At 70.3% G+C, this 25,631-nt stretch carries 21 protein-coding genes, 1 tRNA gene and 3 pseudogenes; 11 read left to right on the forward strand and 14 right to left on the reverse strand.

Annotation, left to right across the window (positions count from 1 at the left end; translation table 11 throughout):
- Window positions 1–58 precede the first annotated feature (58 nt).
- The 4 genes and pseudogenes from ACIBJC_RS27765 to ACIBJC_RS27780 all read left to right on the forward strand — a co-directional run bounded on the left by ACIBJC_RS27765 (window position 59) and on the right by ACIBJC_RS27780 (window position 4,531).
- Entirely contained in the window at window positions 59–1,528 is a 1,470-nt protein-coding gene (locus ACIBJC_RS27765; protein WP_399296982.1) for a cytochrome P450, read from the forward strand.
- An 80-nt stretch (window positions 1,529–1,608) separates the two neighbouring features.
- Window positions 1,609–2,874 carry a cytochrome P450 gene (locus ACIBJC_RS27770; RefSeq protein ID WP_399296984.1) on the forward strand — a complete coding sequence of 422 codons (1,266 nt, stop codon included), beginning with the start codon at window positions 1,609–1,611 and terminating at the stop codon, window positions 2,872–2,874.
- Window positions 2,875–3,059: 185 nt separating this feature from the next.
- Window positions 3,060–3,191 (forward strand): annotated as a pseudogene (locus ACIBJC_RS27775) (1-deoxy-D-xylulose-5-phosphate reductoisomerase); the annotation flags it as partial.
- A gap of 35 nt (window positions 3,192–3,226) precedes the next feature.
- Window positions 3,227–4,531, forward strand: coding sequence for a M50 family metallopeptidase (locus ACIBJC_RS27780; RefSeq protein WP_399296986.1), 1,305 nt, complete (start codon window positions 3,227–3,229; stop codon window positions 4,529–4,531).
- Window positions 4,532–4,738: 207 nt separating this feature from the next.
- Here the strand turns inward: ACIBJC_RS27780 and ACIBJC_RS27785 are convergent, their stop codons facing one another.
- The 6 genes and pseudogenes from ACIBJC_RS27785 to ACIBJC_RS27810 form a co-directional block, all read right to left on the reverse strand.
- Window positions 4,739–6,424, reverse strand: a complete 1,686-nt coding sequence (locus ACIBJC_RS27785) for an SWIM zinc finger domain-containing protein (protein ID WP_399296988.1) — start codon at window positions 6,422–6,424, stop codon at window positions 4,739–4,741.
- A gap of 154 nt (window positions 6,425–6,578) precedes the next feature.
- On the reverse strand, window positions 6,579–6,716 hold the full coding sequence (locus ACIBJC_RS27790) for a hypothetical protein (RefSeq protein ID WP_399296990.1): 138 nt from the start codon (window positions 6,714–6,716) through the stop codon (window positions 6,579–6,581).
- Window positions 6,717–6,913: 197 nt separating this feature from the next.
- Window positions 6,914–7,270, reverse strand: a complete 357-nt coding sequence (locus ACIBJC_RS27795; protein WP_399297333.1) for an N-6 DNA methylase — start codon at window positions 7,268–7,270, stop codon at window positions 6,914–6,916.
- A 51-nt stretch (window positions 7,271–7,321) separates the two neighbouring features.
- Window positions 7,322–7,390, reverse strand: a pseudogene (locus tag ACIBJC_RS27800) (hypothetical protein); the annotation flags it as partial.
- 21 nt (window positions 7,391–7,411) lie between these two features.
- Window positions 7,412–7,546 (reverse strand): hypothetical protein, encoded by a 135-nt coding sequence (locus ACIBJC_RS27805; RefSeq protein WP_399296992.1) that lies wholly within the window; start codon window positions 7,544–7,546, stop codon window positions 7,412–7,414.
- A 214-nt stretch (window positions 7,547–7,760) separates the two neighbouring features.
- Window positions 7,761–8,444: an SDR family oxidoreductase gene (locus ACIBJC_RS27810; RefSeq protein WP_399296994.1), complete on the reverse strand. Its 684-nt coding sequence runs from the start codon at window positions 8,442–8,444 to the stop codon at window positions 7,761–7,763.
- A 119-nt stretch (window positions 8,445–8,563) separates the two neighbouring features.
- Here ACIBJC_RS27810 and ACIBJC_RS27815 point away from each other — a divergent pair, with 119 nt between their 5' ends.
- Window positions 8,564–9,142 carry a TetR/AcrR family transcriptional regulator gene (locus ACIBJC_RS27815; RefSeq protein ID WP_399296996.1) on the forward strand — a complete coding sequence of 193 codons (579 nt, stop codon included), beginning with the start codon at window positions 8,564–8,566 and terminating at the stop codon, window positions 9,140–9,142.
- Between the two features lie 109 nt (window positions 9,143–9,251).
- Here ACIBJC_RS27815 and ACIBJC_RS27820 read toward each other — a convergent pair whose 3' ends face one another.
- Window positions 9,252–9,854, reverse strand: a complete 603-nt coding sequence (locus ACIBJC_RS27820; protein ID WP_399296998.1) for a TetR/AcrR family transcriptional regulator — start codon at window positions 9,852–9,854, stop codon at window positions 9,252–9,254.
- Between the two features lie 154 nt (window positions 9,855–10,008).
- Here ACIBJC_RS27820 and ACIBJC_RS27825 point away from each other — a divergent pair, with 154 nt between their 5' ends.
- The 3 genes from ACIBJC_RS27825 to ACIBJC_RS27835 all read left to right on the forward strand — a co-directional run bounded on the left by ACIBJC_RS27825 (window position 10,009) and on the right by ACIBJC_RS27835 (window position 13,800).
- Window positions 10,009–11,094 (forward strand): alkene reductase, encoded by a 1,086-nt coding sequence (locus ACIBJC_RS27825; RefSeq protein ID WP_399297000.1) that lies wholly within the window; start codon window positions 10,009–10,011, stop codon window positions 11,092–11,094.
- 89 nt (window positions 11,095–11,183) lie between these two features.
- Window positions 11,184–12,593, forward strand: a complete 1,410-nt coding sequence (lpdA, locus tag ACIBJC_RS27830; protein ID WP_399297002.1) for a dihydrolipoyl dehydrogenase — start codon at window positions 11,184–11,186, stop codon at window positions 12,591–12,593.
- Window positions 12,594–12,852: 259 nt separating this feature from the next.
- Window positions 12,853–13,800, forward strand: coding sequence for an alpha/beta hydrolase (locus tag ACIBJC_RS27835; RefSeq protein WP_399297335.1), 948 nt, complete (start codon window positions 12,853–12,855; stop codon window positions 13,798–13,800).
- A gap of 326 nt (window positions 13,801–14,126) precedes the next feature.
- Here the strand turns inward: ACIBJC_RS27835 and ACIBJC_RS27840 are convergent, their stop codons facing one another.
- Entirely contained in the window at window positions 14,127–14,738 is a 612-nt protein-coding gene (locus ACIBJC_RS27840) for a DUF3592 domain-containing protein (RefSeq protein WP_399297004.1), read from the reverse strand.
- A 171-nt stretch (window positions 14,739–14,909) separates the two neighbouring features.
- Between ACIBJC_RS27840 and ACIBJC_RS27845 the strand changes: the two genes are divergently transcribed.
- Entirely contained in the window at window positions 14,910–15,356 is a 447-nt protein-coding gene (locus ACIBJC_RS27845) for a hypothetical protein (RefSeq protein ID WP_399297006.1), read from the forward strand.
- A gap of 72 nt (window positions 15,357–15,428) precedes the next feature.
- Here ACIBJC_RS27845 and ACIBJC_RS27850 read toward each other — a convergent pair whose 3' ends face one another.
- A complete protein-coding gene (locus tag ACIBJC_RS27850; protein WP_399297008.1) occupies window positions 15,429–16,178 on the reverse strand; it encodes an SMI1/KNR4 family protein in 750 nt (249 codons plus the stop codon).
- 532 nt (window positions 16,179–16,710) lie between these two features.
- On the opposite strand from ACIBJC_RS27850, the gene ACIBJC_RS27855 reads away from it, so the two are divergent.
- A complete protein-coding gene (locus tag ACIBJC_RS27855; protein WP_399297010.1) occupies window positions 16,711–17,247 on the forward strand; it encodes a hypothetical protein in 537 nt (178 codons plus the stop codon).
- A gap of 463 nt (window positions 17,248–17,710) precedes the next feature.
- Window positions 17,711–18,313, forward strand: a complete 603-nt coding sequence (locus tag ACIBJC_RS27860) for a hypothetical protein (RefSeq protein ID WP_399297012.1) — start codon at window positions 17,711–17,713, stop codon at window positions 18,311–18,313.
- 67 nt (window positions 18,314–18,380) lie between these two features.
- On the opposite strand, the pseudogene ACIBJC_RS27865 reads toward ACIBJC_RS27860, so the two are convergent.
- From ACIBJC_RS27865 to tmk, 5 genes and pseudogenes are all read right to left on the reverse strand, one after another.
- Window positions 18,381–18,643: pseudogene (locus ACIBJC_RS27865) on the reverse strand (ATP-dependent RecD-like DNA helicase); the annotation flags it as partial.
- A gap of 423 nt (window positions 18,644–19,066) precedes the next feature.
- Window positions 19,067–19,140, reverse strand: a tRNA-Thr gene (locus ACIBJC_RS27870).
- Window positions 19,141–19,246: 106 nt separating this feature from the next.
- The gene (locus tag ACIBJC_RS27875) at window positions 19,247–20,803 is read right to left on the reverse strand and encodes an alpha/beta hydrolase (protein WP_399297014.1); all 1,557 of its coding nucleotides are present in this window, start codon (window positions 20,801–20,803) and stop codon (window positions 19,247–19,249) included.
- Between the two features lie 108 nt (window positions 20,804–20,911).
- Window positions 20,912–22,117 carry a DNA polymerase III subunit delta' gene (locus ACIBJC_RS27880; protein ID WP_399297016.1) on the reverse strand — a complete coding sequence of 402 codons (1,206 nt, stop codon included), beginning with the start codon at window positions 22,115–22,117 and terminating at the stop codon, window positions 20,912–20,914.
- A gap of 147 nt (window positions 22,118–22,264) precedes the next feature.
- Complete coding sequence (gene tmk / locus ACIBJC_RS27885; RefSeq protein WP_399297018.1) at window positions 22,265–25,630, reverse strand: dTMP kinase; 3,366 nt, start codon at window positions 25,628–25,630, stop codon at window positions 22,265–22,267.
- Between the last annotated feature and the right edge of the window lies 1 nt (window position 25,631).

Here is a 25,631-nt window from a genome sequence, read left to right on the forward strand (position 1 = left end):
AGTTTATGATCTTGGCTTGAAACCGTATCCGCACCCTTGACCGTCGGATGACCGCCGGATGACCGTCAGGAAGGGCGAAGTCAAGGCAACGAAGTGTTTTCCGGACCTCGACCGATCCGTCGGGCTTTCGCTACACTCTCGGCCGTGTCATATCCCTGATCGGAGGCCGGTCGTGCGCGGGAAAGACCGAAATTACACACTCAATGCCATTCCGGGATCCTGGGGCGGCCTCGGGCACATCATCCGGCTGTGGCGTGATCCACTGGGATTTCTGGAAAGCCTGCCGAAACACGGCGACCTCGTCCGTTTACAATTGGGCACGGTCCGCGTGTGGATGCTGTGCGACCCCGAGTTGACCCACCATGTCCTCCAGGACGGACGCACCTTCGACAAGGGCGGCACCTTCGACGAGGCCACCCGGCTCATCGTCCAGGACGGCCTGGTGGTTGCCCCGCACGAACCGCACAAACGGCAGCGCAGGCTCGTCCAGCCGGTCTTCCACCACGAGCGCCTCAACCAGTACGCCACGCTGATGGACACCGAGATCCGCGCGGTGTCGGACTCCTGGCCTGCCGAGCGGATCCTCGACGGCGTCGGTGAGATGCAGCGGCTGGCGATGCGGGTCACCGCGCGCACGATGTTCAGTTCGGCGCTGGGCGAGCACACCGTCGGGCAGGTGCGCGAGGACCTCACGAACATCATGGACGGCGCCCGCCACAAGCTGTTCGCGCGGATGTCCGGGCTCGGCTGGGTGCCCACGGCCACGGGCCGGCGGTTCGACGCCTCGATCGCCCGGATGAACCGGACCGTCACCGATCTGATCGCCGACTACCGCCGCAGCGGCCGGGACCACGGCGACATGCTCTCCATGCTGCTGGAGAGCACCGACGAACACGGCGACGCGCTCACCGACGAGGAGGTGCACGCCCAGGTGCTGACGGTCTTCATGGCCGGCACCGAGACCACGGCCAGCCTGCTGGCCTGGGCGCTCCACCTGGTCTCGCTCGACGAGGACCTCCAGGACCGTATCCGCGAGGAGGCCGGGGAACTGCCCGACGAAGGGGTCGGCCTCGCCGATGTCGGCAAGCTCAAGCTGACCCGCCGCGTGCTCACCGAGACCCTGCGCATGTACCCGCCGGTGTGGATCTTCCACCGGCGGCTGCGCACCCAGTCCAAGCTGCTGGACACGCGCCTTCCCGAGGGCTCGAACCTGTTCTACAGCCCGTACGTCATCCACCACCGGCCCGATCTCTACCCCGAGCCGCACGTGTTCCGGCCGGACCGCTGGCTGCCCGGCGCCGCCGACCATCTGCCCAAGGGCGGATACGTGCCGTTCGGCGGCGGCAGCCGCAAGTGCATCGGCGACGAGTTCGCGCACACCGAGTCGGCCATCGCGCTCGCCCGCATCCTCGGCACCTGGCGGCTGCGCCCGGAGCCCGGCGTGGTCGTACGGCCGGCGGTCAAGGCCTCGCTGCGGCCGGACGCGGTCCCGCTGCGGCTGAGCCGGCACGTACGCCAAGAGACGTGAACCCCACCGGGACCCCCGACGGGACCCACAACGGGACCCCCACCGTGAACCCCACCAGGGAACGGAAAACGGAGAACACCATGACCACCACCCCGGAACCCGCCTTCTCCTTGATGGGACCGGAATTCCAGGCCGATCCGTACACCACGACGGCCCGGCTCCGCGAGGCGGGCCCCGCGGTGCGGGGGACCTTCATCGACGGCGAGCCGTGCTGGATGTTCCTCCGGGACGCCGAGGTCCGCACGATCCTCGACGACCCGCGGTTCGTGGTGAACCCGGCGTCGGTGCCCGGCGGCGCCGTCCCCGACCGCCGGGCCGAGGGCATGGTCGCGATCGGCATCGACGAGGAGATCGCCCGCCCCTACCTCGCCGCGAGCATGGCGGAGCTGGACGCGCCGGGCCATCCCCGGCTGCGCAAGCTGGCGTCGCGGGCGTTCACCGCGCGGCGCATCGCGGAGCTGCGGCCCCGGATGGAGAAGGTCACCCAGGAACTCCTCGACGCGCTCCCCGGCCACGCCGAGAACGGCGTGGTCGACCTCATCGAGCACTTCGCGCATCCACTGCCGCTGACCGTGATCTGCGATCTGATCGGCGTACCGGAGGAGGACCGTCCGCTCTGGCTCGAATGGAGCCACGCCGCGATGTGGCACGTCAGGCCCGGCGCGATGACGCTCCCCGAGGCGATGCGCGCCATGGTGACGCAGATACGGGACCTCATCGCGCGGCGGCGGGCCGAACCGGCCGACGACCTCATCGACGCGCTGATCCGTGTCCAGGACGAGGACGGCGACCGGCTCAGCGACACCGAGCTGGTGATGCTGCTGCTCGACCTCGGCGTCGCCGGGCACGAGACGACGTCGTACCTGATCGGCACGGGAACGGCCGCCCTGCTCACCCACCCCGACCAGCTCGCCCTGCTGCGGTCGGACCTCTCGCTGCTGCCGAAGGCGATCCACGAGCTGATGCGCTGGTGCACCCCCGTCATGCTGACCCGGCCCCGGCACGCCACCGTCGACCTCGACCTCGGCGGGGTGCCGATCGCCGCGGGCGAGCGGGTCATGGCGATCCTCATCGGCGCCAACCGCGACCCACGGCGGTTCCCCGACGCGGACCGGCTCGACATCACGCGCACGTACGAGTTCCGCGGCGAGCAGCATGTCGGCTTCAGCCACGGCCCGCACTACTGCCTCGGCGCCGGACTGGCCAAGGAGGAGGGCGAGATCGCCTTCGGCGCGCTGCTGCGGAAGTACCCCGGGCTGACGCTCGCGGTCGACGAGTCGCAGTTCACCTGGCAGCAGCCGCACCCGGGCATGCGCAGGCTGGCCGAACTGCCGGTACGCCTCTGACCGTACGACTGTCCCGAAGGACGAAGGCGCTGTCGTGCACGGCCTGTCGTACGGCACCATATGGAGGGATGAGCAACAGCCCGGCGCCTCCCGCGTCCGCCCCCGTCGCCGCCCCCGCGTCCGCCCCCGTCGCCGTCGCTGTCGCCGGGGAGCGCGCCGCCCCGTTCCGGGCCGCCCGGGCGACGCTCGTCGACATTCCCTTCGAGCGCGTTGAGGTGATCGTGCACCCCCAGTCGTATGTCCACTCGATGGCTGAGTTCACGGACGGACGGACACCGGCCCAGGCGGCGCCCCCGGACCTACACGGGCCCGAGGCCACCTCGACCGAGCGGACCCACGCGGAGGCGCGCGCATGACCACCTTGATGACGATCCTCGGCATGGTCGTCTTCGTGATCGGCCTGCTGCTCTCGTTCGCCTGGCACGAGCTGGGGCACCTGTCGACCGCCAAGCTCTTCGGTATCCGGGTGCCCCAGTACATGGTGGGCTTCGGCCCGACCATCTGGTCGCGCAAGAGGGGGGAGACCCAGTACGGCCTCAAGGCGATCCCCCTCGGCGGCTACATCCGCATGATCGGCATGATCCCGCCCGGCCCCGACGGCCGTCTGGAGGCCCGCTCGACCTCCCCACTGGGCGGAATGATCGACGACGCCCGCGCGGCCGCCTTCGAAGAGCTGAAGCCCGGCGACGAACGGCGCCTCTTCTACACGCGCAAGCCGTGGAAACGCGTCATCGTGATGTTCGCCGGCCCGTTCATGAACCTGATCCTCGCGGTCGCGATCTTCCTCACCGTGATGATGTCGTTCGGGATCAACACACAGACCACCACCGTCGGCAAGGTCTCCGCCTGCGTCATCCAGGCCGACGAGAAACGCTCCACGTGCGAGAAGGGCGACCCGGCCGCCCCCGCCAAGGCGGCGGGCCTCCAGGCCGGCGACAAGATCGTCGCGTTCGACGGGCAGCCCGTGAAGGACTGGTCGACCCTCCAGGCCGACATCCGCGACAACCCCGGCAAGGACATCACCCTCACCGTCGACCGCAAGGGCCAGGAGGTCGACCTCACGGCCCACCTGATCAAGAACCAGGTCAGCAGGACCGACGGCGACGGCGCCTACGTCAAGGACGAGTACGTGTACGCCGGCTTCCTCGGCTTCACCCCCGCCTCCGGCATCGTCCCGCAGACCTTCGCCCAGTCCGTGGACCGCATGGGCGACATGATGGTCAACGGCGTCGAGTCGCTGTTCGCCCTGCCCTCCAAGATCCCCGCCCTGTGGGACGCGGCGTTCGGCGGCGGCGAACGCGACCCCGAGTCCCCCATGGGCGTGGTCGGCGCGGCCCGCGTGGGCGGCGAGATCGCCACCCTGGACATCCCCGCGTCCCAGCAGGTCGCCACGTTCCTCATGCTCGTGGCGGGCTTCAACCTCTCCCTGTTCCTGTTCAACATGGTCCCGCTGCTCCCCCTGGACGGCGGCCACATCGCCGGCGCCCTGTGGGAATCGCTCCGCCGCAACCTGGCCAAACTCCTGCGCCGCCCCGACCCGGGCCCCTTCGACGTGGCGAAACTGATGCCGGTCGCCTATGTGGTGGCGGGCATCTTCATCGCCTTCACCGCCCTCGTCCTGATCGCGGACGTCGTCAACCCGGTCAGGATCAGCTGAACGCCCCTCGGAATCCGCCGGAGCCCCGTCCCTTGCCCCGTAGATCCGTACGGAGGAATGAACGGGGCTCTTCCGCGAGAAAAGGAAATGGCCCACGAATTACGGGCAGTCGGGCAGCGTCTTCAGCGCGGCGATGTCGACGAGGATCAACTGAGCCGTGACGTAACGGTTCGGCCGCTGCGTGGTCCCGGGCAGCTTGTACCACGCTCACAGGCCGTGTCCGTCCATCAGCCGCATCAGGTTCCGCTTGCGTTTCTGGGCGGTGCGCAGAGCGGTTACGTACGCGGTGAACTCGTCCGGTGTGCCCAGGAGGCGGTGGCAGTCGCGGATGCTCAGCAGCAGGCTGACCAGCTGCTCGTAGAACGCGTTGCCGGTCTGCTTGGTCAGCGGCTCGGCCAGCCGCAGGTAGACCCCGAGGGCGTCGGCGGGACGGTTGGCCCTGGCCTGGTCGGCGAGGGTGAGCCACTGCCGGTCGTGGGCGCCGGTTTCGTCGGCTGCCCGCCAGGCTGCGTCGACGTCCTTGTCGTCGAGCAGGGCGTCGACCAGGACAGGGCAGCCGTGCCGGCCTTCCTGCCGCCGCCCCGCATCGGCACGCAGCAGAGCCAGCGCGCCCTCACGCTCGGCGGGCCAGCAGTCCGCGGCCCGGGCGGCGGCCCGCAACTGCTGGTACACGAGCAGAGTGCGGCGGGAGCCGAAGTGGTCGCGGCGCAGGGCGAGGAATTCGGGAAGCCGGGCCGCCTGCACGTAGCGGTCGCAGAGGTAGTCGACGAGGGCGGTGTCGACGGTGGAGAGTTCCCGGGTGTCCCTGGCTTTCCCGATGCCGCGTTCCGCCCAGCTCAGGGCCTCGTCGGGGCGCCGGGCGGTGTCCAGCTCGCGGGCGATGACCAGGTGCGTGTGACCGTTCGGTGAGAGGTCGGCCGCGTGCACGGCGATCACCGCGTCGACGTCGCCCCCCGCCTTCGCCAGGCGCTCCATCAGATGCTTCTCCGCCCAGCCTCGGCGGTTGCCCCGCCACGCCTGGACCGCCAGCTTCCGCAGGACGGCCATCCCCCTTTCACCGAGGACGTCCTCGTAGTCGAGCGGATCGATGTCGGTGAGGCCGTCGTCCAGGTCGCCGAACGCATGGCCGATCAACCAGCGCGCGAGCTCCTCCGGGTCTGGGCGCGCCGCGCGGCACGCGTCGAGATGAGCGTCGGCGAGGTCCGCGCCCACCTGCCCGAGCCGGCCGTCGGAGTCGTCGACGCTCTCCACCGCCTCGCCCAGCAGCCGCATCGCCTCCCTCGACAGGGTGACCGCGTCACCGGCCCGGCCCGAGCCGGCCAGCCCGCCGATCGCGGACACCGCCTCCCCGGCCTGGTCGGCGAAGGCGCGGGCATCGGCGCACTCGACGTACCCGTACTGCGCGAACGGACTGATGTCGAGCAGATCGCGGATACGGGCCCTGACCGCGGCGAGGTCCCCCCGGGCGCTCGCAGCCCGCAGCTCCAAACGGCGCCGCAGATGCCGGTCCTCACCGATCTGTTCCCGCACCAGAGCGAGCAGCTCGTCCTTGGACAGGGCGGACAGCCACGCCTCCAGGTCCTGCGCCCGCCCCCGGGCCGCCTTCCGCTGCTGCGGCAGGCTCTCCCGCCGGGCAAGCACCGTCAGGCCGAGGGCGACGAGGTGCTTGCAGAAGTTGCCCTCCAGGCCGAAGGGACAGTCGCACTCGCCGGACAGCCCGCCGGGTCCGTCCAGGGCCAGCTCCACCTCGTACCGCTCGGTGCCGTGGACGCTCGCGGTGACCCAGCCGTCACCGACCTCGACCCCGGACACCGCATCGAGACAGCCGAGCCCGCGCTCGTAGGAACGGGGGCCGGCCAGCGTTTTGAGGCTCGCCTCGGTAAGGCCGCGCATGTTTTCTTTCCGCCCTGCCGTGGTTGTGCACTTGACGCGCTGTCAGCGTAGCGGCGGCCAGGGGGGCGGGCCGATGACTTCGGCGGGTTTGACCTCCAACTCGTCCAGCGCCAGGGGTGGTCGGCCGGTCATCCTGCCCTCCCCAGGCCCTCGGTCAACCGTCCGGGACAGGGCCGAGCAGCGGCAGGCCGCCGAGGAGTGGCTGCCGGGTGCGCCGCTCCCCGCGCGGTACGCCGCTGATGCTGCTCGGAGGCGGCAGTGCCTCGACACCGTCCAGGCGATCCGGGCGCATCGCCGCGAGGTGCGGTCACGTCCCCTGGAGCCGTGTCGACGGCCACTCGGTGATCTCGTTCGAGGCTGTGCGGTGAGTTCGACGGGCAGGGCGGTGCCGTCGGGTTCTGAATCGATCGGGTGGAGGCGGGCCTTGGCGAGGAGTTCGCGCCCCAGGTAGCGGCCGGCCTCAAGAACTACCCGCGAGCCCGGACGGCTCTACGTATCCACCCTGCGCTGCCGGATCTGTTTCTCATCGCCCCGAGCGCTCCTCGCGGCGCCGTGCGCCAACAGGACGACAGCACACCCTCGCGGAGCGAGTGCGCTCAGGATGTGCTGGACCCAGGCGAAGTTCGCACTGCCCTTGGGCGGTTGGCCGAAGCCCCAGCGCGAGTCTCCGACGAGTTCGTCGTGTCCCCAACCAGACATCCTGAAAGGTGGATCGGCGCGTACGACATCAGCGGCCGGCCCTGTGGATCCGCCCCGCAGACTGTCAACGGCCCCGGCGCCGAGATCTCCGGGCAGCGGGCTGGGCACGAGGTTCATCGCCGCCACCCGGCGCGCCTCGGTACTGATATCCCTGCCGCACCCGAGTGATACACCGCGCCCAGTCCCCTGACGTCGAGATCATTGCGCGGCCTCGACAAGGAGCCTTCCCGATCCACAGACCGGGTCCAGCACACGTTCACCGGCTTCGAGGCCCGACCAGCCCCGCCATCAGCCGGGCGACATGAACGTCTTGAAAGCGCCGTCGCGGATCTTCATGTCCAGCGGGTTGACGCTCGCCGCGTGGATCTTGACCAGGACATCGTCGGCGCCGGCCTGGGGGTCGGGGATCTCCGCGGCGCGCATGCCGGACGCGTCGCCGGACTTCTCGACCAGGAAGGCCTACGTCGTCGTCTCCGTTCCGTATCCCCCTGCGAGAGGCCGGGAATTCCGTTCGGACCGGTTTCTTCCGGTACGAATGAGTCTGTGGCGTTTTCTTCGTTCACGCAGCCCCGCGCGGGCACGGCCAGGGGCCGTCACCGGCGCGGGGCCCCGCGTGCCGTCGAGCCGTGTTCCTGGCTCAGGCGGCGTTCAGTGCGGCGAGGCTCTGCTTGACCTGCCGGGTGGTGTCGTCGGCGAGGATCTCGGGCAGGCCCGTCGCGATGCCGAGCAATGCCTGGGCGGCGACGTCGGCGGCGGACGTCTTCTGGTCGGCGGGGACGCCGGCGGCCATGTCGGTGTCCATGTAGCCGACGTGCAGCGCCGAGACGGTGATGCCGCGAGGCGCCAGCTCCTCGCGGGTCGCGTTGCTCAGCGCCCAGGCGGCGGCCTTGGAAGCGGCGTAGGAGCCGCCGCCGGCCGGGTGCCACCAGGACAGGACGGACAGGACGTTGAGGACGGAGCCGCCGCCGTTGCCCTCGATGACGGGGGCGAAGGCCCGGGTCGCGACCAGCGGGCCGTAGAAGTTGGTCTCCATCTCCCGGCGCACCTCGTCCAGGTCGCCCCCGACCAGCGTCGCGCCGGTGGATATGCCCGCGTTGTTGATCAGCAGCGTCGCATCGGACGCGATGCGGGCCGCCTCTCGTATCGACTCCTGGTCCGTGACGTCGAGGCGCAGCGGGGTGACGCCCGGCAGGTCGATCGTCTCGGGACGCCGGGCCGCCGCGTAGACCTTCGCGCCGTGCTCCACGAGCTGGGCTGCGAGCTGCCGTCCGAGTCCTCGGTTGGCGCCGGTGACCACTGCGACCGCGTTCTTGAGTTCCATGTGTGCCTCTGCTTCCGGTCCTGGCGGGCGACGGCGGGCCACCCACGATTTAGATTACGTATCTAATCTAAACGCCGGTTACGATAGATGCCAATCGGCATCTAAATGTGAGGTGGGCCATGGGCCGGGTATCGCAGGCGCAGGCGGAGGAGAACCGCAGGCGGGTGGTGGACACCGCCTCCCGGCTGCTCCGGGAACGGGGGACGCAGGTCAGCGTCGCCGACCTCATGAAGGCGTCCGGCCTGACCCACGGTGCCTTCTACAAGCAGTTCGACTCCAAGGGGGCGCTCGTCGACGAGGCCACCGCCCACGCCTTCGCCGAGCTCACCCGGCGCCACGCGGCCGGGATCGAGCGGTACGACGGGCGGCGCGACGCCGCCCAGCGGGCGCTGATCGACACCTACCTCTCCGTCGAGCACCGCGACGACGCGGCGGACGGCTGCCCGGTCGCCGGGCTCGCCAGTGACATCGCGCGGGAGGGCGGGGGCGCTGAGGCACGCCGCGTATACACCGAGGGGGTGGCCGGCTTCGCCGCATTCCTCGGCGCCGATGAGGCCGGCGGGGACGGTGACGAGGACGGTATCGCCCGCCTGTGCACTCTGTTCGGCGCGCTCGTTCTGGCCCGGGCCACCAAGGGCTCCCCGCTCTCCGAGCAGATCCTCGCCGCCGCGCACGCGGCCCTGACGGAAACCGGCTGATCAGAAGCGCCACCTCCGGGCGACGTGCGCGCACCGCATGAACCCGCGGGGCGCCGACCGGGCGGGATCGGTGCGATCCCGGGGCGGGTGCGCGCAGCCGCGACCGCCGTCAGCGCGGCAGCAGGGCCGCGACCTGCCCCCGGATGTCGCGCACGATCTCCTCAGCGCTCGCCGCGGCGTTCACGCTCGCCGCCATGGTCAGGAACATGACCGCGGACACGACGCGCGCCAGCGTCGCAGCATGATCCGTACCGATCCGCTCGCCCCGGCGCAGGACGGCGGCGATGGCCTCTTCGGTCTGTCCGGCGATGGTCAGGGCCTCGTGGTGGCGGGGTTCGGTGGGGTCGCCGAAGACCATTTCGCGCAGGTAGACCCGCCCGTTGTCGACCTGTGTGCGGTTGCACTCGACGACCGGCCGGACGATCGCCGTCACCGCCTCCAGTACGTCGGGGGTCTTCTCCGCGTCCGCCCGGCCGCGTTCGAGGACCTCGGCATACAGGGCGTTCTGGACGAGCAGCAGGAGCTCGCCCTTGTTCTTGACGTAGAGGAACAGGGTCCCGGTGCCGATGTCGGCCGCCTCGGCGATCTGCTGGGTGGTGACCTCGTCGACGCCGTGTTCGGCGAAGAGTTCGCGGGCGGCGGCGGTGATGCGGTCCAGCTTGAGCTGCTTGTTCCGCTCGCGTCGGCCGGCCGGCTGGGGAGCGCGTGGCATGCGGGGCACCCTTCGGCCGCTTCGGGGGAATTTACCCTGACTGCACTCAGTTATGAGTACAGTCGTTGCTGATGGAGTTCAGATACGGACTCATGTCATCGTCCCACGGCGACGTCCGGCCGCCCACTGATCCACGCAAAGGACCGCACCCCTCATGACCACGTCTTCCTCCCTCTGGCAGCCCTTCAAGCTCGGCCGCATCGAGCTCCCGCACCGCCTCGCGATGGCGCCGCTGACCCGCAGCCGGGCGAACGCCGACGGCACACCGGGCCCGCTGGCCGCGACCTACTACGGCCAGCGCGCCTCCCTCGGCCTGCTGATCACCGAGGGCACGCAGCCTTCCGCCGACGGCCAGGGCTACCCGAACACGCCGGGCATCCACACCCCCGAGCAGATCGCCGCCTGGCGCGAGGTCACCGACGCCGTGCACGGAGGCGGCGGGTCGCTGTTCATCCAGCTGATGCACGTCGGGCGGATGTCCCACCCCGACAACACGCCGCACCACCGCCAGTCGGTCGCCCCCTCGGCGATCTCCGCCGAGCAGGACATCTTCACCCCGACCGGCCCGCAGAAGACGCCCGTACCGCGCGCGATGACCCTCGCGGACATCCAGGGCACGATCGCCGACTTCCGGCACGCCGCCGCCTCGGCGATCGCCGCCGGCGCCGACGGTGTGGAGATCCACGGCGCGAACGGCTACTTGCTGCACCAGTTCCTCTCCCCGAACGCCAACCACCGCACCGACTCCTACGGCGGCTCGGTGGAGAACCGCTCCCGCCTCGTCGTCGAGGTCGCCCGCGCGGTGGCCGAGGAGATCGGCGCGGACCGGGTCGGCATCCGCCTGTCCCCATCCATGCCGCTCGGCGGGATAGACGAGGGCGACACTGAAGCCGTCCGCGCCCAGTACCGCCACCTGGTCGGCGAGCTGGCCCCGCTGAACCTCGCCTACCTGCACGTCCACCACGTAGGAGACGACGAACTGCTGAGCTCCTTCCGCGAAGTGTGGCCCACCGCCCTGCTCCTGGTCCGCTACGGCCGTACGCGCGAGCAGATCGCCGACGACATCGACGCCGGGTTCGCCGACATCGCTCCGCTGGGCCGCTTCGCCCTGGCCAACCCGGACGTCGTCGAGCGCCTGCGCACCGGCGCCCCGCTCAACGAGATCGACCCGGCAACCCTGTACGGCGGCGCCGCCGCCGGATACACCGACTACCCGACCCTCGCGCAGAGCCAAGGCTGACCACTGGCCGGTGAACCGTCCTGCCGGGCGCCCCGGTACGCCCGGCAGGACGATGACCAGGAAGGAAGCGGACGCATGAAGGAGTGTTCATGAGCAGCGCGCACTACGACGTCGTCGTCCTCGGCGCGGGACCCGGCGGTTACGTCACCGCGATCCGTGCCGCCCAGCTCGGCAAGAGTGTCGCCGTCATCGAGAAGCAGTACTGGGGAGGCGTCTGTCTGAACGTCGGCTGCATCCCGTCCAAGGCGCTGCTGCGCAACGCCGAACTCGCCCACACCTTCCACCACCAGGCGAAGCAATTCGGCATCTCGGGCGACGTGACGTTCGACTACGGCGCCGCCCACGACCGCAGCCGTCAGGTGGCCGATGGCCGGGTCAAGGGCGTGCACTTCCTCATGAAGAAGAACGCCATCACCGAGATCGACGGCCACGGCACCTTCACCGACGCCCGCACCATCGATGTCGCACTCACCGCAGGCGGCACGCAGACCGTCACCTTCGACGATGCCGTCATCGCCACCGGCTCCACGGTGAAGCTGCTGCCCGGAGTGGAACTCAGCGAGAACGTCGTCACCTTCGAGGCCCAGATCCTCGAGCGCGAACTGCCCCGCTCCATCGTCATCGTCGGCGCCGGAGCGATCGGAATGGAGTTCGCCTACGTCCTGCGGAACTACGGCGTCGAGGTCACCGTCATCGAATTCCTCGACCGCGCCCTGCCGAACGAGGACGCCGACGTGTCGAAGGAGATCGCCCGCCAGTACAAGAAGCTCGGCATAACCCTCCTCACCTCCACCAGGGTCGAGACCGTGAACGACGACGGCACGTCCGTGACCGTCACCTGTACGGCAGCCGACGGAAACGGCGAGCGCACCGCCGTCCGTGCGGACAAGGTGCTCATGTCCGTCGGTTTCGCACCCCGCACCACCGGCTACGGCCTGGAGAGCACCGGCGTCTCCCTCACCGACCGGGGCGCCATCGCGATCGACGCGTACATGCGCACCACCGTGGCGCACTTGTACGCGATCGGTGACGTCACCGCCAAGCTCCAGCTCGCCCACGTTGCCGAGGCCCAGGGTGTTGTCGCGGCCGAAGCGATCGCCGGGGCGGAGACCATGCCACTGGGCGACTACCGGATGATGCCGCGCGCGACCTTCAGCCGGCCGCAGGTCGCCTCGTTCGGACTGACCGAGCAGCAGGCCCGGGACGAGGGATATGACGTGCTGGTCGCGAAGTTCCCCTTCACCGCCAATGGCAAGGCTCAGGGCCTCGGCGAACCGGGCGGCTTCGTCAAGCTCGTCGCCGACGCCGCGCACGGCGAACTCCTCGGCGGACACATGATCGGCGCCGACGTCGCCGAACTCCTCCCCGAGCTCACCCTCGCGCAGAAGTGGGACCTGACCGCCGCCGAACTGGCCCGCAACGTCCACACCCACCCCACGCTCGGCGAAGCGCTGCAAGAGGCGTTCCACGGCCTCACCGGCCACATGATCAACCTCTGAGCACACGTACGCGGACACGGGCCCCCCACCGGGAGATCCACCATGCCAGTAAGCAAGAGGCACACGAGTTCGCCGAGTTCCAGGCGATGACGAGCGCGAAGTCGTCGGCACCCGGCCTGGAACTGGCCGTCGTACGCGACATCGTCGACTCCTACCAGCGGGCCTCGACCGAGCCGGAAGGCCTCACCTACGCCGAGCCGACGCGGGCGGCGCCCCCGCCCTCCGGGCCATCCCCGAGGGCGCCGACCCCGACAAGGCGCTGCTCCACTTCCACTTCGGCGGATCGGTCGCCGCCTCGATACACTCCGACCGCAAGGCGGCCGGCCGCGTAGCGAAGGCGGGCGGCATCCGCTCCCTGGTCGTGGACTTCCGCCCAGCGCCCGAACACCCCTACCCCGCCCAGCTCGACGACGCCGAGACCGCCTACCGCCGGCTGCTCTCCCAGGGCTACGAGCCCAAGAACATCGGCTGCACCGGCCACTCCATCGGCGGCACCCTCGCGGTGATGCTGCCGCTGCGCCCGCGCGCCAAGGGCGAAGAACTGCCGGGCGCAATCGTCAGCGTCTCGCCGTGGACCGACCTCACCCTGACGCACCCGGCGGTGGACGGCAACGAGAAGAACGACCGCATGCTGAGCCGCAGTTCACTCGAACGCTTCCGGGCGGCCTGGCAGCAGGACCCCGCCGTCGACTTCGCCGACCCGGCCATCAGCCTGGCCAGGGCCGACCTGACCGGCCTGCCACCCACCACCGTCCACTACGGCGCATACGAGATCCTCGCCGACGACGGCATCACCCTCGGCCGCCGCCTCGCCGAGCACGGGGTCACCAGCGAGGTCCATGAAATGCCCGAGGGCCAGCACTCCTTCATCCTGGGCGCCGGCCGCGTCCCCGAAACGAACCGGGCCATCCAGCAGACGGGCCAGTGGCTGCGCCACCACCTCGGCGCCCGAGCCGCCCGAAGAGAAGGTGCGATGGAACGCCGCGGCGCCGGTGACCTTCGGGGACAGGCCACCGGCTACCGCCAGGCCCGCCAAGAACCCGCGGGCCTGGCGGTAGCCGGCCTCGCAGCCCGAGCACGACCCCAGCGAGCAGCGCCACGCTCCGCGCCACCGGAGGCGATCTGGCATCCACCGGACAGGTCACCGAGACCATGTCCTGGCTCAGCACCTTCGATATGGCCGGCAGCGCAACAGGAGCAGCAGTGATCACCCACCTCGCCGACGCGAAAGGAAGCACCACCGCGTTGCCCCTCATCCCCGCCCTGATCACGACAGCAGCCGCCCTCAGCCGATTCATCCAGCCCAGCCAACACCACTGAAGACCGGCCACCCCGTCGCCAACGCGACGTCAACAGCCACTGGCTACTCAGCGAACCGTCGCCCCCACCCTGCTCATCCAGCCCAACCCGTAAACCGGCCTGCAGCACGAACACATAGCCACGGCCCAGGACTGGGCGGGCCGTATCCGCGACTCACCCGAAACTGGGCTCCTCGATCACCTCGCGTGCTGTGCGGAACCAGCCGATGAATGCTCACTTCTCGGAAGATCTGGCCCGGGTCCAGGCCTGAGCCATGGCCTGGGCCGCGTCCGGACCGAGGTACAGAGTGGCGGCCTGGTCAATTTCGTCGAAATTTTCCGTGTACCGCTTCGCAAAGCTCCCGAAAAGCCTACGCAGGACGAGACCTGCGATCCCCAGAGGCACCATTGCCGCTGAGATGACCAGCAAAAGCAGATCGAGGGTATTCCTGGTGAGAGTATTCCAGTAGCCGAGGTCCGAGGGAAGGGCGACCGTGCCGGTGCCCTTCGGGTCGTACACTACGACCATGGTGTAGCCGTCCCTTACCTGCCGTGTCTTGAATTTCAGCGGCGATTCAACGGAACGCCCACCGGACGGGGTAAAGCGTACCCAGCAGGTGACTGACAGCTCGCCACCGTTTTCGTCGTGGAGGGCTTGCTGACATCTCGTGACAGTCGCGTGGGTCTGGACCCCGCGACTTTTCAAGGCGGATATAACCTTTGCGTGGCTCGGTATGGCGAATACCACGATCGCGACGAAACCGCACAGCCCCACAACGATCATAGCGATGGATGTGATCGTGAGATATCTGAGCAGATTGCGTGGACGCGCGGGCTTCGTACTCATCGGCTCCCTGACGTAATTTAATCGGTCGATACCGGTCTACCCCGTCCACCCGAGGAGCGATCGTTTCGGGGCAGGCCAGTGGACCACAACTCAGGTGCGGACGGTTTGAACGACTTCGGCAATCGCTTGCGCGTACGAAGCGCCGGGCAGGTCGCCCCATAGACTGCGGCGGTGACAGCAAAGCGTGAAGGTGACCACGACGTCTCGTTGCGGAGGTTCCCCACCCAGTACCTCGGACGAGCGTGGACACCGACCGACGGCAGGCCGCTGACCTTGATCGCGGAGACGGAGCATCGGCTCGGTACGAGCCTCCCGCCCGAGCTCACCGCGTTTCACCACCACCTCGGGGACTGCGAGGAACTGCTCAACGCCCACAACGCGATCTTCACGCTGGAAGAGCTGGAGATCGCAGACGGGTATCTGTTCATCGCCGAGGAGGAACAGAACGTCGTCAGCTGGGCTGTCCCGCTGCAGCAACCCGACCACACGTATCCCGTCGTGTGGCAACGCGTCAACGACTCGGCATGCGCCTGGTACAGCGAAGAACAGGGAGTTGTCGAGTTCTTTCAAAGCATGCTCGATTGGACCTTTGGCATCGAACACTCGTCGGCACATTAGGGCCGAGTAAGACGACAGACGTTCGCCCTGTTGGCAGTTGACGATCGAGAGCTTCGCGGTCCGACCGATCACTCAGGATTCTCCGGCGCCTTCCGCGGTCGCGCGCCCCTCTTGGATGCCGTTGCGCCGCAGCCAGTCGAGGAGGTTGTCGGTCAGCTTTTCGCTCACACCGCAGCTGTCGATGTCCTGCTCGCCGGCCCCGAGATCGAGAAGATGGACCGTTGTCCGGTCACGGGGGTGGCGCCGCATGAACAGGCCACTGCCTCCGCTGTCGTCGCCGATGAGGATCCAGTCCGGCGCGTATTCGCCTACTTGGTAAGTCTCATTGCGTTCAAGGATGGTGTGTGGGCCGTAGATCAGCACGCCGTTGGGAAGCAGGACCCCCGGCGTCGATCGCCAGAGCCGGGCCAGTGCGGAGGTGGGCCCGGCACCGAGTCCGTTGCTCTGGGCCGCCTGAACGGTCAGGAATCCCGCGAACGTGTCTGCCACCAGTTCTTCTTGGCCGCTCCCGAGGTCGCGGCGGACCACCGCGTACTCCTCGCCCGACCTCCGGTCGAGCGCGAAGTGGTAGGTGCCACCGCCATCGGGCTCGGAACAGAAGCAGAGCCGGTCCCCGTCGAGGCGCCATCCGCCCGTGATGTCGTCGTCCCCATCGGAACGCGTCCCGGGTGGAGCGACCGTCGCCATCCGCGCACCGGCCGACGTGCCGCTGCCGTACTCCGTCAGCCACCACCGGTACGAGGGCGGCAGCGTGCCCACGACGGACTCGGCCGCGCGGATCCACGCGTCCGGCACGCCGGCACCCGGCCGGGCACTGATCAACGGCGATTCCTCGATCAGCTCGCGGACGAGTACCAGGTCGGGTCTCATGCGCACGAGCCTGTCACATGGGCAGGATCACCCAGGCGTCAACCGGTCCAAAGCCGTTCCGACAAACACCCGCCAGGGACCATGACCACGGTCGGTGCTCAGGACCGGCACAGTTCAGCTCGGTGCTCTCCGCACCCATCGCCGGTCAGGGTCGGCCCACATCGTTGACAGTCGGTGTCTTCGCCTCGCGCAGTGAGACCAACCTGGCGCTCAGTTTTGGGTCGGTGGGCCTGTTGCGACATCTGCTCCTTGACGGGACACCGCTCGCCCGCCCGACTCCCGCCCGGACCGCGAGGGCCGCCTCCCGGACCTCGCGGGTGCCGCCCTGCTCACCGTCGCGATCGGAGCCCTGGCACTCGGACTGGTCAAGTCGAATGCCTGGGACTGGAGTTCCCTCAGGGTCCTCGTCTCGCTGCTCGCGGCGGTCGCCCTCGCCACCGCCTTCGTCCTGCGATCGGCCCGGCACCCCGCCCCGATCGTCGAGTTGCCGACGCTGCGTACCCCTGCCTTCGCCGCCGCGAAGGTCGCGGCCCCGTTCTTCACGGCCGCGTTCGCGGCGATGCTGCTTACTTCGGTGCTCCGGTGCCGGCAGGTGTGGGGGTACTCGGCGATCCGCACCGGACTGGCGATCGCCCCGGGCCCGTTGGTCGTCCCGCTCCTCGCCGTCAGTTCCGGCCCCGTCGTCCGCCGCTTCGGTGCGGGCCGCACTGCCGCGCTCGGCTGCCTGCTGTTTGGCGCGGGACTCGCCTGGTGGGCCACCGTGCTCGGCACGGACCCGCCCTACGCGACCGGGCTCCTCCCCGGGATGCCGCTCACCAGCATCGGTGTCGGCTTCGCTCTCCCCACCCTGGTCGGCCCGGCCGCCGCGGCGCTGCCTCCCACCCGCTTCGCCACGGGCTCGGCCGTCACCACGATGGCACGCCAGACCGGTCCTCTCCTGGGCGTCGCGCTGATGGTCACCCTCCTCGGAGCCCCCAACACATCGGACGCGGCGCTCGACGCGTTCCGCCGAGGCCAGTAGGGCGGCGGTCGCCACCGCCCTACTGGCCGCGGCGGCAGCCCTTGCCCTGTCCCGGCCGGGTGGAGCAACGAACCGTCCCTGAACGAAGGACGGACTCCAGCCATCGATGCAACGCTCGCAGCTTGAGGAACTCAGAGAAGGCCTCCGCGGTCGGGGAGGAGCGGCTCGGATCGCTTCTGGGTGGTGGCCACGGGGCGGCCCTTGTGCCTGGCCCGGAAGGGCTTCAAGGCCGCTTCCCGGCCTGTGCGGCAGCGCCGCCCTTGGGTAGTCGGCCTCTGCCCGTGGTGGTCTGCGGCCACGCACGGCGCCCGTACTCGTGGCCGCGACGGCCGCTCCGTAATGTTGTTCCTGGCCAGCCCCATCTCGTTCAAGGGCCGGGTGATCCAGCAGGTCGGCCGGATCACGCGCAACACCGAGGCCAAGAAGAGCCACGTACTACGAGTTCCAGGCCATCGACCGACCGTTGACCAAGGACGAGCTCAAGCAGGTGCGGGCCCTGTCGAGCCGGGCCAGGATCAGCGCGACGCACTTCGTCAACGAGTACCAGTACGGCAACTTCCGCGGCAATGAGCGCAAACTGGTGGAGCAGCTGTACGACGCCCACTTGTACTTCGCCCACTGGGGCTCGCGGCGCCTGATGCTGCGCCTGCCCACCACGCTTCTGCCCGCCCGCAGCGCCGCGTCCCACGGCACAGCCGAACCGCCCACCGCCCCCCGGCGCCGCTCAGCCGCAGAGCTCCTCGACGCCGCCCACGAGGTGCGCAGCGAGCACACCCGGCAGCAGGAACAGGCCCGCCGGGCCGAACAGCTGGCCCGCGAGAGCCGCCTGGACCACCTCGCCGAGAACGCCGAGCAAGCCTGGCAGGACATCGCCAACCTGATCGGACAGAAACAGCCCGGCCCCTACGACAACGCCGTCACCCTCCTGAAGGACCTCCGCGAAGTCCACGACCGGACGGACACCCCCGAGGAGTTCGCCCGGCGCCTCCACGACCTGCGCGATCAGCACCGTGCCAAGTCCTCGCTGATGCGACGCCTCACTGACGCCGGCCTGACAACCCGCTGAGGCGCGCTCAGATCTGGTCGCAAGGACCCTCGGCCAGGAGGCGGAGGGCTGCGAGGGCGGTAGGGCGACCGGTGGGGCAGCGGTGCACGGGGGCCGGCACCCGGACGTCGCGGCGCGGGTCAAGGCCGAATTTCCGCGGGGTCCGCCTAGCCACCACGTCGACGTTGAGACCGGCAGCGTTGCCGGCGTCGTCCTTCACGAAGAGGAAGAAGGCGGGCAGGCCGTCTGTCAGCGGGGCAGGCCCTGTTTGATCCGGTGGGTAATGGTCACCACCCCGGACTGCTGGGCCTGTCGGAAGATCTTGGTCAGCCGTACCGAGGGGATCGGGCCGTGGGTGGGGCCGCCCATGAAGCGCCTGCACGAGCTCATTGATGCTCACCGCAGAAACCCGCCAAGCCCAGCGACCAGCCTTGCTGTCTGTCGAAACTGCACAGCCCCATGCCGCCCGTCCCCTTCCCCCGGTCACGCGGCACATCACACACCGGTCAAAGGGAGCGAGAGGCTTCTGACGGTGCATCACGCACAGCTGTTCACCGGCTGTCCACTGAACATGCCTCCCATCGGACCAATTCGATGCTTCAGCGCAGCAAAACCGCAGTTCAAAGCCCCTTCAGCTACCCATGCACGACAGGTAGTAGATCAACAACCTACGCATTGCGACGCGTAGACACCAACTGTCCGAATAGCCCGGATTCCAAGGTCACTCAAAGAAGAAACCCCAGGTCACGGCGAGTGAGTCCTGGGGTTTCTCTGAGCCGCCTTCGGGATTCGAACCCGAGACCTACGCATTACGAGTGCGTTGCTCTGGCCAACTGAGCTAAGGCGGCATGCCGTCCGGACCATGTTGCGGTCTGCGGCGCCGCCAAGTCTACACAGTTTCGAGGGGTGCTCCGTACACCCCCGGTGCGGAGGGGTTCTCGCAGGTCAGGGCGGTCAGGAGCACGTCTTGCCCCGGGCGGGGGGCGTGCCCTCCAGGAGGTAGGCGTTGATCGCCGTGTCGATGCAGTCGCTGCCGCGGCCGTACGCCGTGTGGCCGTCGCCGTTGTAGGTGAGGAGCGTGCCGGAGGAGAGCTGGTCCGCGAGGGACCGGGCCCACTTGTAGGGGGTGGCCGGGTCGCGGGTGGTGCCGACCACGACGATCGGGGCCGCGCCCTTCGCCTCGATGCGGTGGGGGGCGCCGGTGGCCTCCGTCGGCCAGTACGTGCAGTTCAGGGCGGCCCAGGCGAGGCCCCTGCCGAAGACCGGGGACGCCTGTTCGAAGGAGGGGAGCGCCTTGGTGACCTCGTCGGGGCCGGTGAAGGAGGGCGGGAGGTCCAGGCAGTTCACGGCGGAGTTGGCGAACATCAGATTGGCGTACGTCCCGTCGCTCTCGCGCTCGTAGTACGAGTCGGCCAGGGCGAGCAGCGCCGCCCCGTCGCCGTCCATCGCGCCGGCGAGGGCCTCGCGGAGTTGGGGCCAGGCGGACTCGTCGTACATCGCGGCGATCACGCCGGTCGTGGCGAGGGATTCGGTCAGCTCGCGGTCCCCGCCCGCCGGGACGGGCCGCGCGTCCAGCTTGGCGAAGAAGGCCTTCATACGGTTCGAGACATCGGCCGGGGACTTCCGGCCGAGGGGGCAGTCCGCCTGCTTCACACAGTCCTCGGCGAAGGACCGGAAGGCCGTCTCGAAGCCGGCCGTCTGGTCGCGGTTGAGCTCGCGGGCCGGGAGGGACGGGTCCATCGCGCCGTCGAGGACGAGGCGGCCGGTGCGCTTCGGGAAGAGTTCCGCGTAGGTCGCCCCGAGGAAGGTGCCGTACGAGGCGCCGACGTACGACAGTTTCCGGTCACCCAGGACCGCACGGAAGACGTCCATGTCGCGGGCGGCCTCGACCGTGGAGACATGCGGGAGGACCGTTCCTGAGCGCCTCTCGCAGCCCTGGGCGAACTTCTTGAAGGACTCGGTCAGCTTGGTGACCTCCGCCTGGTCGTCGGGGGTCTGGTCGACCTGCGTGTACGCGTCCATCTCCTTGCCGCTGAGGCATTCGACGGGCTCGCTGCGGGCCACTCCGCGGGGGTCGATGGCCACCATGTCGTACTGGGCGCGGACGGGGGCCGGGTAGCCGATGCCCGCGTACGCCTGGAGGTAGCCGACGGCCGAGCCGCCGGGGCCGCCCGGGTTGACCATGAGGGAGCCGAGGCGCTTGCCCGGGCCCGTGGCCTTCTTGCGTGCGACCGCCAGGTCGATCTCGGTGCCGCCCGGCTTCGTGTAGTCGAGCGGGGCCTTCATCGTGGCGCACTGGAAGTCGGGGACACCGCAGCCGCGCCACGTGAGCTTCTGCTCGTAGTACCTCTTCAGCGCGGCCGGGCCCGCGGACCCCGACCCGGAGGACGAAGAGGATGAATCCGACGCGGACGCCTCCGACGGCGAGCCGCCGGCGCTGCAGCCGGAGACCAGCAGACCGGCAGCGGCCAGCGCGGTGGCGGAGATACGGAACAGGCGCCTGGTGTCCATCCACGGATGCTAGCCGCCCGGCCACGCCCGGGCTCCGGCCACGCTCGTACGGGTGAATCACGGCCCGTACGGGTGACTTTCCGGCCGTACGGACGAGTCCGCCCCTGGTCAGCCCGTTCTGAGCGACACGGCCATCGCCTCCACCGCGAGGAGCGGCGCCACGTTACGGTCCAGGGCCTGGCGGCAGGCGACGATCGCCTCGATGCGGCGCAGGGTCCGCTCCGGGGTGGAGGCGCGGGCGACCCGGTCCAGCGCGTCCCGTACGTCGGCGTTGGCGAGCGCGACCCGTGATCTCATCTGGAGCGCGAGCACATCGCGGTAGAACCCCGTCAGGTCGGTGAGGGCCAGATCAAGGCTGTCGCGCTGCGTACGGGTGGAGCGGCGCTTCTGGCGGTCGGCCAGCTCCTTCATCACCCCGGCCGTGCCCCGGGGCATCCTGCCGCCCGCCGAGGCGCCGAGGGCGGCCTTCATCTCGTCGGTCTCCTTGACGTCGACCTCCTCGGCGACCTGCTTGGCGTCCTCGGTGGCGGCGTCGATCAGCTCCTGCGCCGCCTTGAGACACCCGCCGATGTCGTCCACGCGCAGGGGCATCTTGAGCACGGTGGCGCGACGGGCCCGGGCCCGTGGGTCGGTGGCCAGCCGACGGGCCCGCCCGATGTGGCCCTGGGTCGCCTGGGCCGCGGCGTGGGCGGCGTCCGGCTCGATGCCGTCGCGCCGGATCAGGACGTCGGCGACGGCGGACACGGGAGGGGTACGCAGGACGAGATGGCGGCAGCGGGAGCGGATCGTGGGCAGAACGTCCTCCAAGGAGGGCGCGCAGAGCAGCCAGACCGTCCGGGGCGCCGGCTCCTCCACCCCCTTCAGCAGGACGTTGCCCGCGCCTTCGGTGAGGCGGTCGGCGTCCTCCAGCACATTGACCTGCCAGCGCCCGCCGGCCGGCGAGAGCTGGGCGCGGCGCACCAGTTCGCGGGTCTCCTTGACGCCGATGGAGAGCAGGTCCGTACGGATGACGTCCACATCGGCGTGCGTACCGATCAGGCTCGTGTGGCAGCCGTCGCAGAACCCGCACCCCGGCTCCCCGCCGAGGGCGCGGTCCGGGCTGGTGCACTGAAGGGCCGCGGCGAAGGCGCGGGCCGCCGTGGACCGGCCCGAGCCCGGTGGTCCCGTGAACAGCCAAGCGTGCGTCATCTTCGACGCCTCGGGCGGGGTGCCGCCCCCGGCCTCGGCCGTGACCAGCGCGTCGGCGTCACGGGCGGCGGCGGCCAGCGTCTCCTGGACGCGGTCCTGCCCGACCAGCTCGTCCCATACGGTCATGCGCTGTCACCCCCTTCTCGCCGCGCGGCGCATGGCCCTGCGGCTCCGTGCCGTGGGCCGTCCCGACGGGACGGACGCGCTCGGAATCCATTGTGGGGCCGGGGTCTGACAATCCGGCCCCACACGGCCTCCGGTCCGTCGCCAGGTCTAACGGCGGCGCTTGCCGTCGGTGTCGTCACCATCGTCGTCACGCCCGCCGAGCAGCTCGTCCGCCAGGGTCGGCAGATCGTCCAGCGGTGTCTCCTCCGCCCAGTCCGAGCGGCGGCGCGGGCGCTCCGGCGGGCGCTGGAGGCGGGCCTCCGGAGCGGCGTCCGGGTCGATCACCGGCAGTTCCCTCGTGCGCTCGTTCTCCCGCTCCCCCGACGACGGCGCCGGGTCGTCCTTGCGGAAGAAGTCCCGCGGCACCCGGTCCGCCGGATCGCTGTCGCGCGCGGGCGCCGCGTCGCCGTTCCGTACCGGTGGCAGGACAGCGGTCTCGTCGGCAGCGCGCGCCTCGCGTGAAGCATCGTTCCGCCCGTAGCGCGGCCCCCGCGGCTCGTCACGCACCTGCGGCAGGACGGCCGTCTCGTCGGCAGCGCCGGGCCTGTCCTGTCCGGCGCCGGGACGGTCGCCCTCGGGCCGCCGGGTGTCCGGGCGTACCGCCGGAACCTCCTGCGTCACGTCCTCCGGGGTGATGTCCGGCTTCCTGAGGTTCGGCTTGACCACCGGTGTGGGCACCGTGATCTCGTTCGGCGAGACCTCGGCCGAGGCAGCCGCAGCAGCCGCGGCCTCCTCCGCGCGCCGGCGTGCCTCCTCGGCCCGGAGCAGCGCCTCCTCCGCCTTGCGCTGCTTCTCCAGACGCCGCTCCTCCGCCTCCGCGCGGAGCCTGGCCTCCTCCTGGGCCTGCCGCCTGAGACGCGCCTGCTCCGCCTCGTACGCCCGCTCCTCGGCCTCGCGCCGCTCGCGCTCCTGTTCGGCGACCCTGCGCTCCTCCTCGGCGCGCGCCCTGGCCTCCTCCGCCCGGCGCTCCTCCTCGAGCCGGCGTGCTTCCTCCAGCTCGCGGCGCTTGCGCTCCTCCTCCTCGGCACGGAGCTTGGCGAGCTGCGCCTGGCGCTCACGCTCCAGCCGCTCCTCCTCCGCCTTGCGCGCGGCTTCTTCCTCGGCCTTGCGGCGGGCCTCCTCGATGGCGGCCTTGCGCGCCTCCTCCCGGGCCTCGATCTCGGCCTCGGAGAGCGGCAGAAGCTGGTCGAGCCGGTGCCGTACGACCTTGGTGACCGCCTCCGGCTCCTGGCCCGCGTCCACGACGAGGTAACGCGTCGGGTCGGCGGCGGCCAGGGTGAGGAAGCCGGACCGCACCCGCTGGTGGAACTCGGCGGGCTCGGACTCCAGCCGGTCCGGCGCCTCCGTGAAGCGCTCGCGCGCCGCCTCCGGGGAGACGTCGAGCAGCACCGTGAGGTGCGGTACGAGACCGTCCGTCGCCCAGCGCGAGATGCGGGCGATCTCGGTCGGGGAGAGGTCGCGGCCCGCGCCCTGATAGGCCACGGACGAGTCGATGTAGCGGTCGGAGATGACGATCGCGCCACGCTCCAGGGCGGGGCGGACCACCGAGTCGACGTGCTCGGCGCGGTCCGCCGCGTACAGCAGTGCCTCGGCGCGGTGGGAGAGTCCGGCGCTGGACACGTCGAGCAGGATCGACCGGAGCCGCTTGCCGACCGGGGTGGCGCCCGGCTCGCGCGTGACCACCACTTCGTGGCCCTTGGCCCGGATCCAGTTGGCCAGCGCCTCGACCTGCGTGGACTTCCCGGCACCGTCCCCGCCTTCCACGGCGAGGAAGAAGCCGGTCGCGACCGGGGCCTGTACGGGGTCGGCTCCGCCGCGCAGCGCGTCGCGGAGGTCACGCCGGAGCGGCACGCCGGACCGGTCGTCCGTCTTGGCGAGGACGACCGCCGCGACGGGCAGCAGCAGCGCGCCGACCAGCATCAGGGTGAACGCGGCGCCGTCGTGCGCGAAGACGAAGGTGCCGCCGGCGAGGCGGTGCGGGCCGATGGCCGCGGCGACGAGGGGGGCGACGACGGCGCCGAGCGCGACAAAGACCCTGACTACAGCTTGCAGGTGTTCGGTGACTCGCTGTCGACGATACTCCTCGATCTCCACATCGATAAGGGCGTGGCCGGTATACGCCACGACACCCGCGGTGAAGCCGGCGAACAGAGCGAGGAGCAGCACCGTCGCCGTGTCCGGTACGAGTCCCATGGCGAGCAGCGCGACACCGGTGACCGCGATGCCCAGCGCGAACAGCCGGCGCCGGGACAGGGCGGGGAGCACCTTCGCGCCGCTGCGGATGCCCAGCGCCGTACCGCCGGTCAGCGCGAGGACCAGCAGGGCGAAGGCGACAGGGCCGCCGCCGAGGTCCTTGGCCTGGAGGACGGAGACGCCCACGGCCGCCGCGACGGCCCCGGCGATCGCGCCGCAGGCGAGGACGAACAGCGGCACCGCGCCCGTACGGCCCCTGTCCCCGCCACCGGAGCTGGAGCCGCCGGGGCGGCGCAGTCCTTCGAGCGGGGAGCGCGGGCGGGGCGTCGGCCCGTCGGGCAGCTCCAGGAAGTAAAGCGCGGAGACGGACGCGGAGAACAGCCCGGCCGCGACGTACGAGCCGAGCGCCGCCTGATGCAGCGAGAACCACTCGATGCCCGTGCCCAACAGGTTGCCGATCAGCGTGGCGACGAGCAGGACAGCCGCGGCGGCGGGGACGGACAGGAACGTCGTACGGAGCGAGAGCCGGCGCAGCGCGTCGAGATGGTCGGGCAGCGGGCGTACGGCGGCGCCCTCCAGCGGCGGGGGCGGCAGCAGGGACGGGGCGGCGCTCTCCTTGGCCACCGTCCAGAAGCGCTCGGCCACGCCCACGACGAAGACGGTGCTGAGGAGGATCGGAAGGGCGCGGTCGGGGGTCCAGTCGAGCCACAGCGGCGCGACGATCAGCAGACCGAGGCGGAGGACGTCCGCGACGATCATCGTCCAGCGGCGGTCCAGCGGCCCGCCGTCCCGCTCCGGTTTGGCCGGCTTGGCGGGCTTGGCCGACTTCGCGGCGGTCTCGCCGGACTCGGCCCCGTCAGGCGCCGTGTCCGCCGCCACGGACGTCCCTGCCGCCCCCGGCTTCCCGGCGGCTCCGGACTTCCCGGCGGCTCCGGGCGCTCCCGTACGGGGCGCGACCAGGGCCGTCAGCGGCCCCAGCAGCACCGCGCCGAACAGCAGCGTGGCCAGGATCCGGGCACCGAACACGGCGGCGACGGCGAACGCCGCTCCCCGGTATCCCGTACCGAACGAACCCTCGGCGATCGCCGCTTGCAACGACAGCAGCAGAAGCACGAGAACGGCGAGTGCGTCGCCTACCCCGCCGACGAACTGGGCGCCCCACAACCGCCGCAGCGGAGGAAGGCGCAACAGAGATCGAACGGCGCGCTCTCGTGAGTCTGCGGCAAGTGCGTCGGAGTCGGAGGGGGCGCTCACGACCGTTGGCTGCTCGGCTCGCGTCATC

This window comes from Streptomyces sp. NPDC050509, from assembly GCF_044457965.1.
GTDB lineage: Bacteria > Actinomycetota > Actinomycetes > Streptomycetales > Streptomycetaceae > Streptomyces.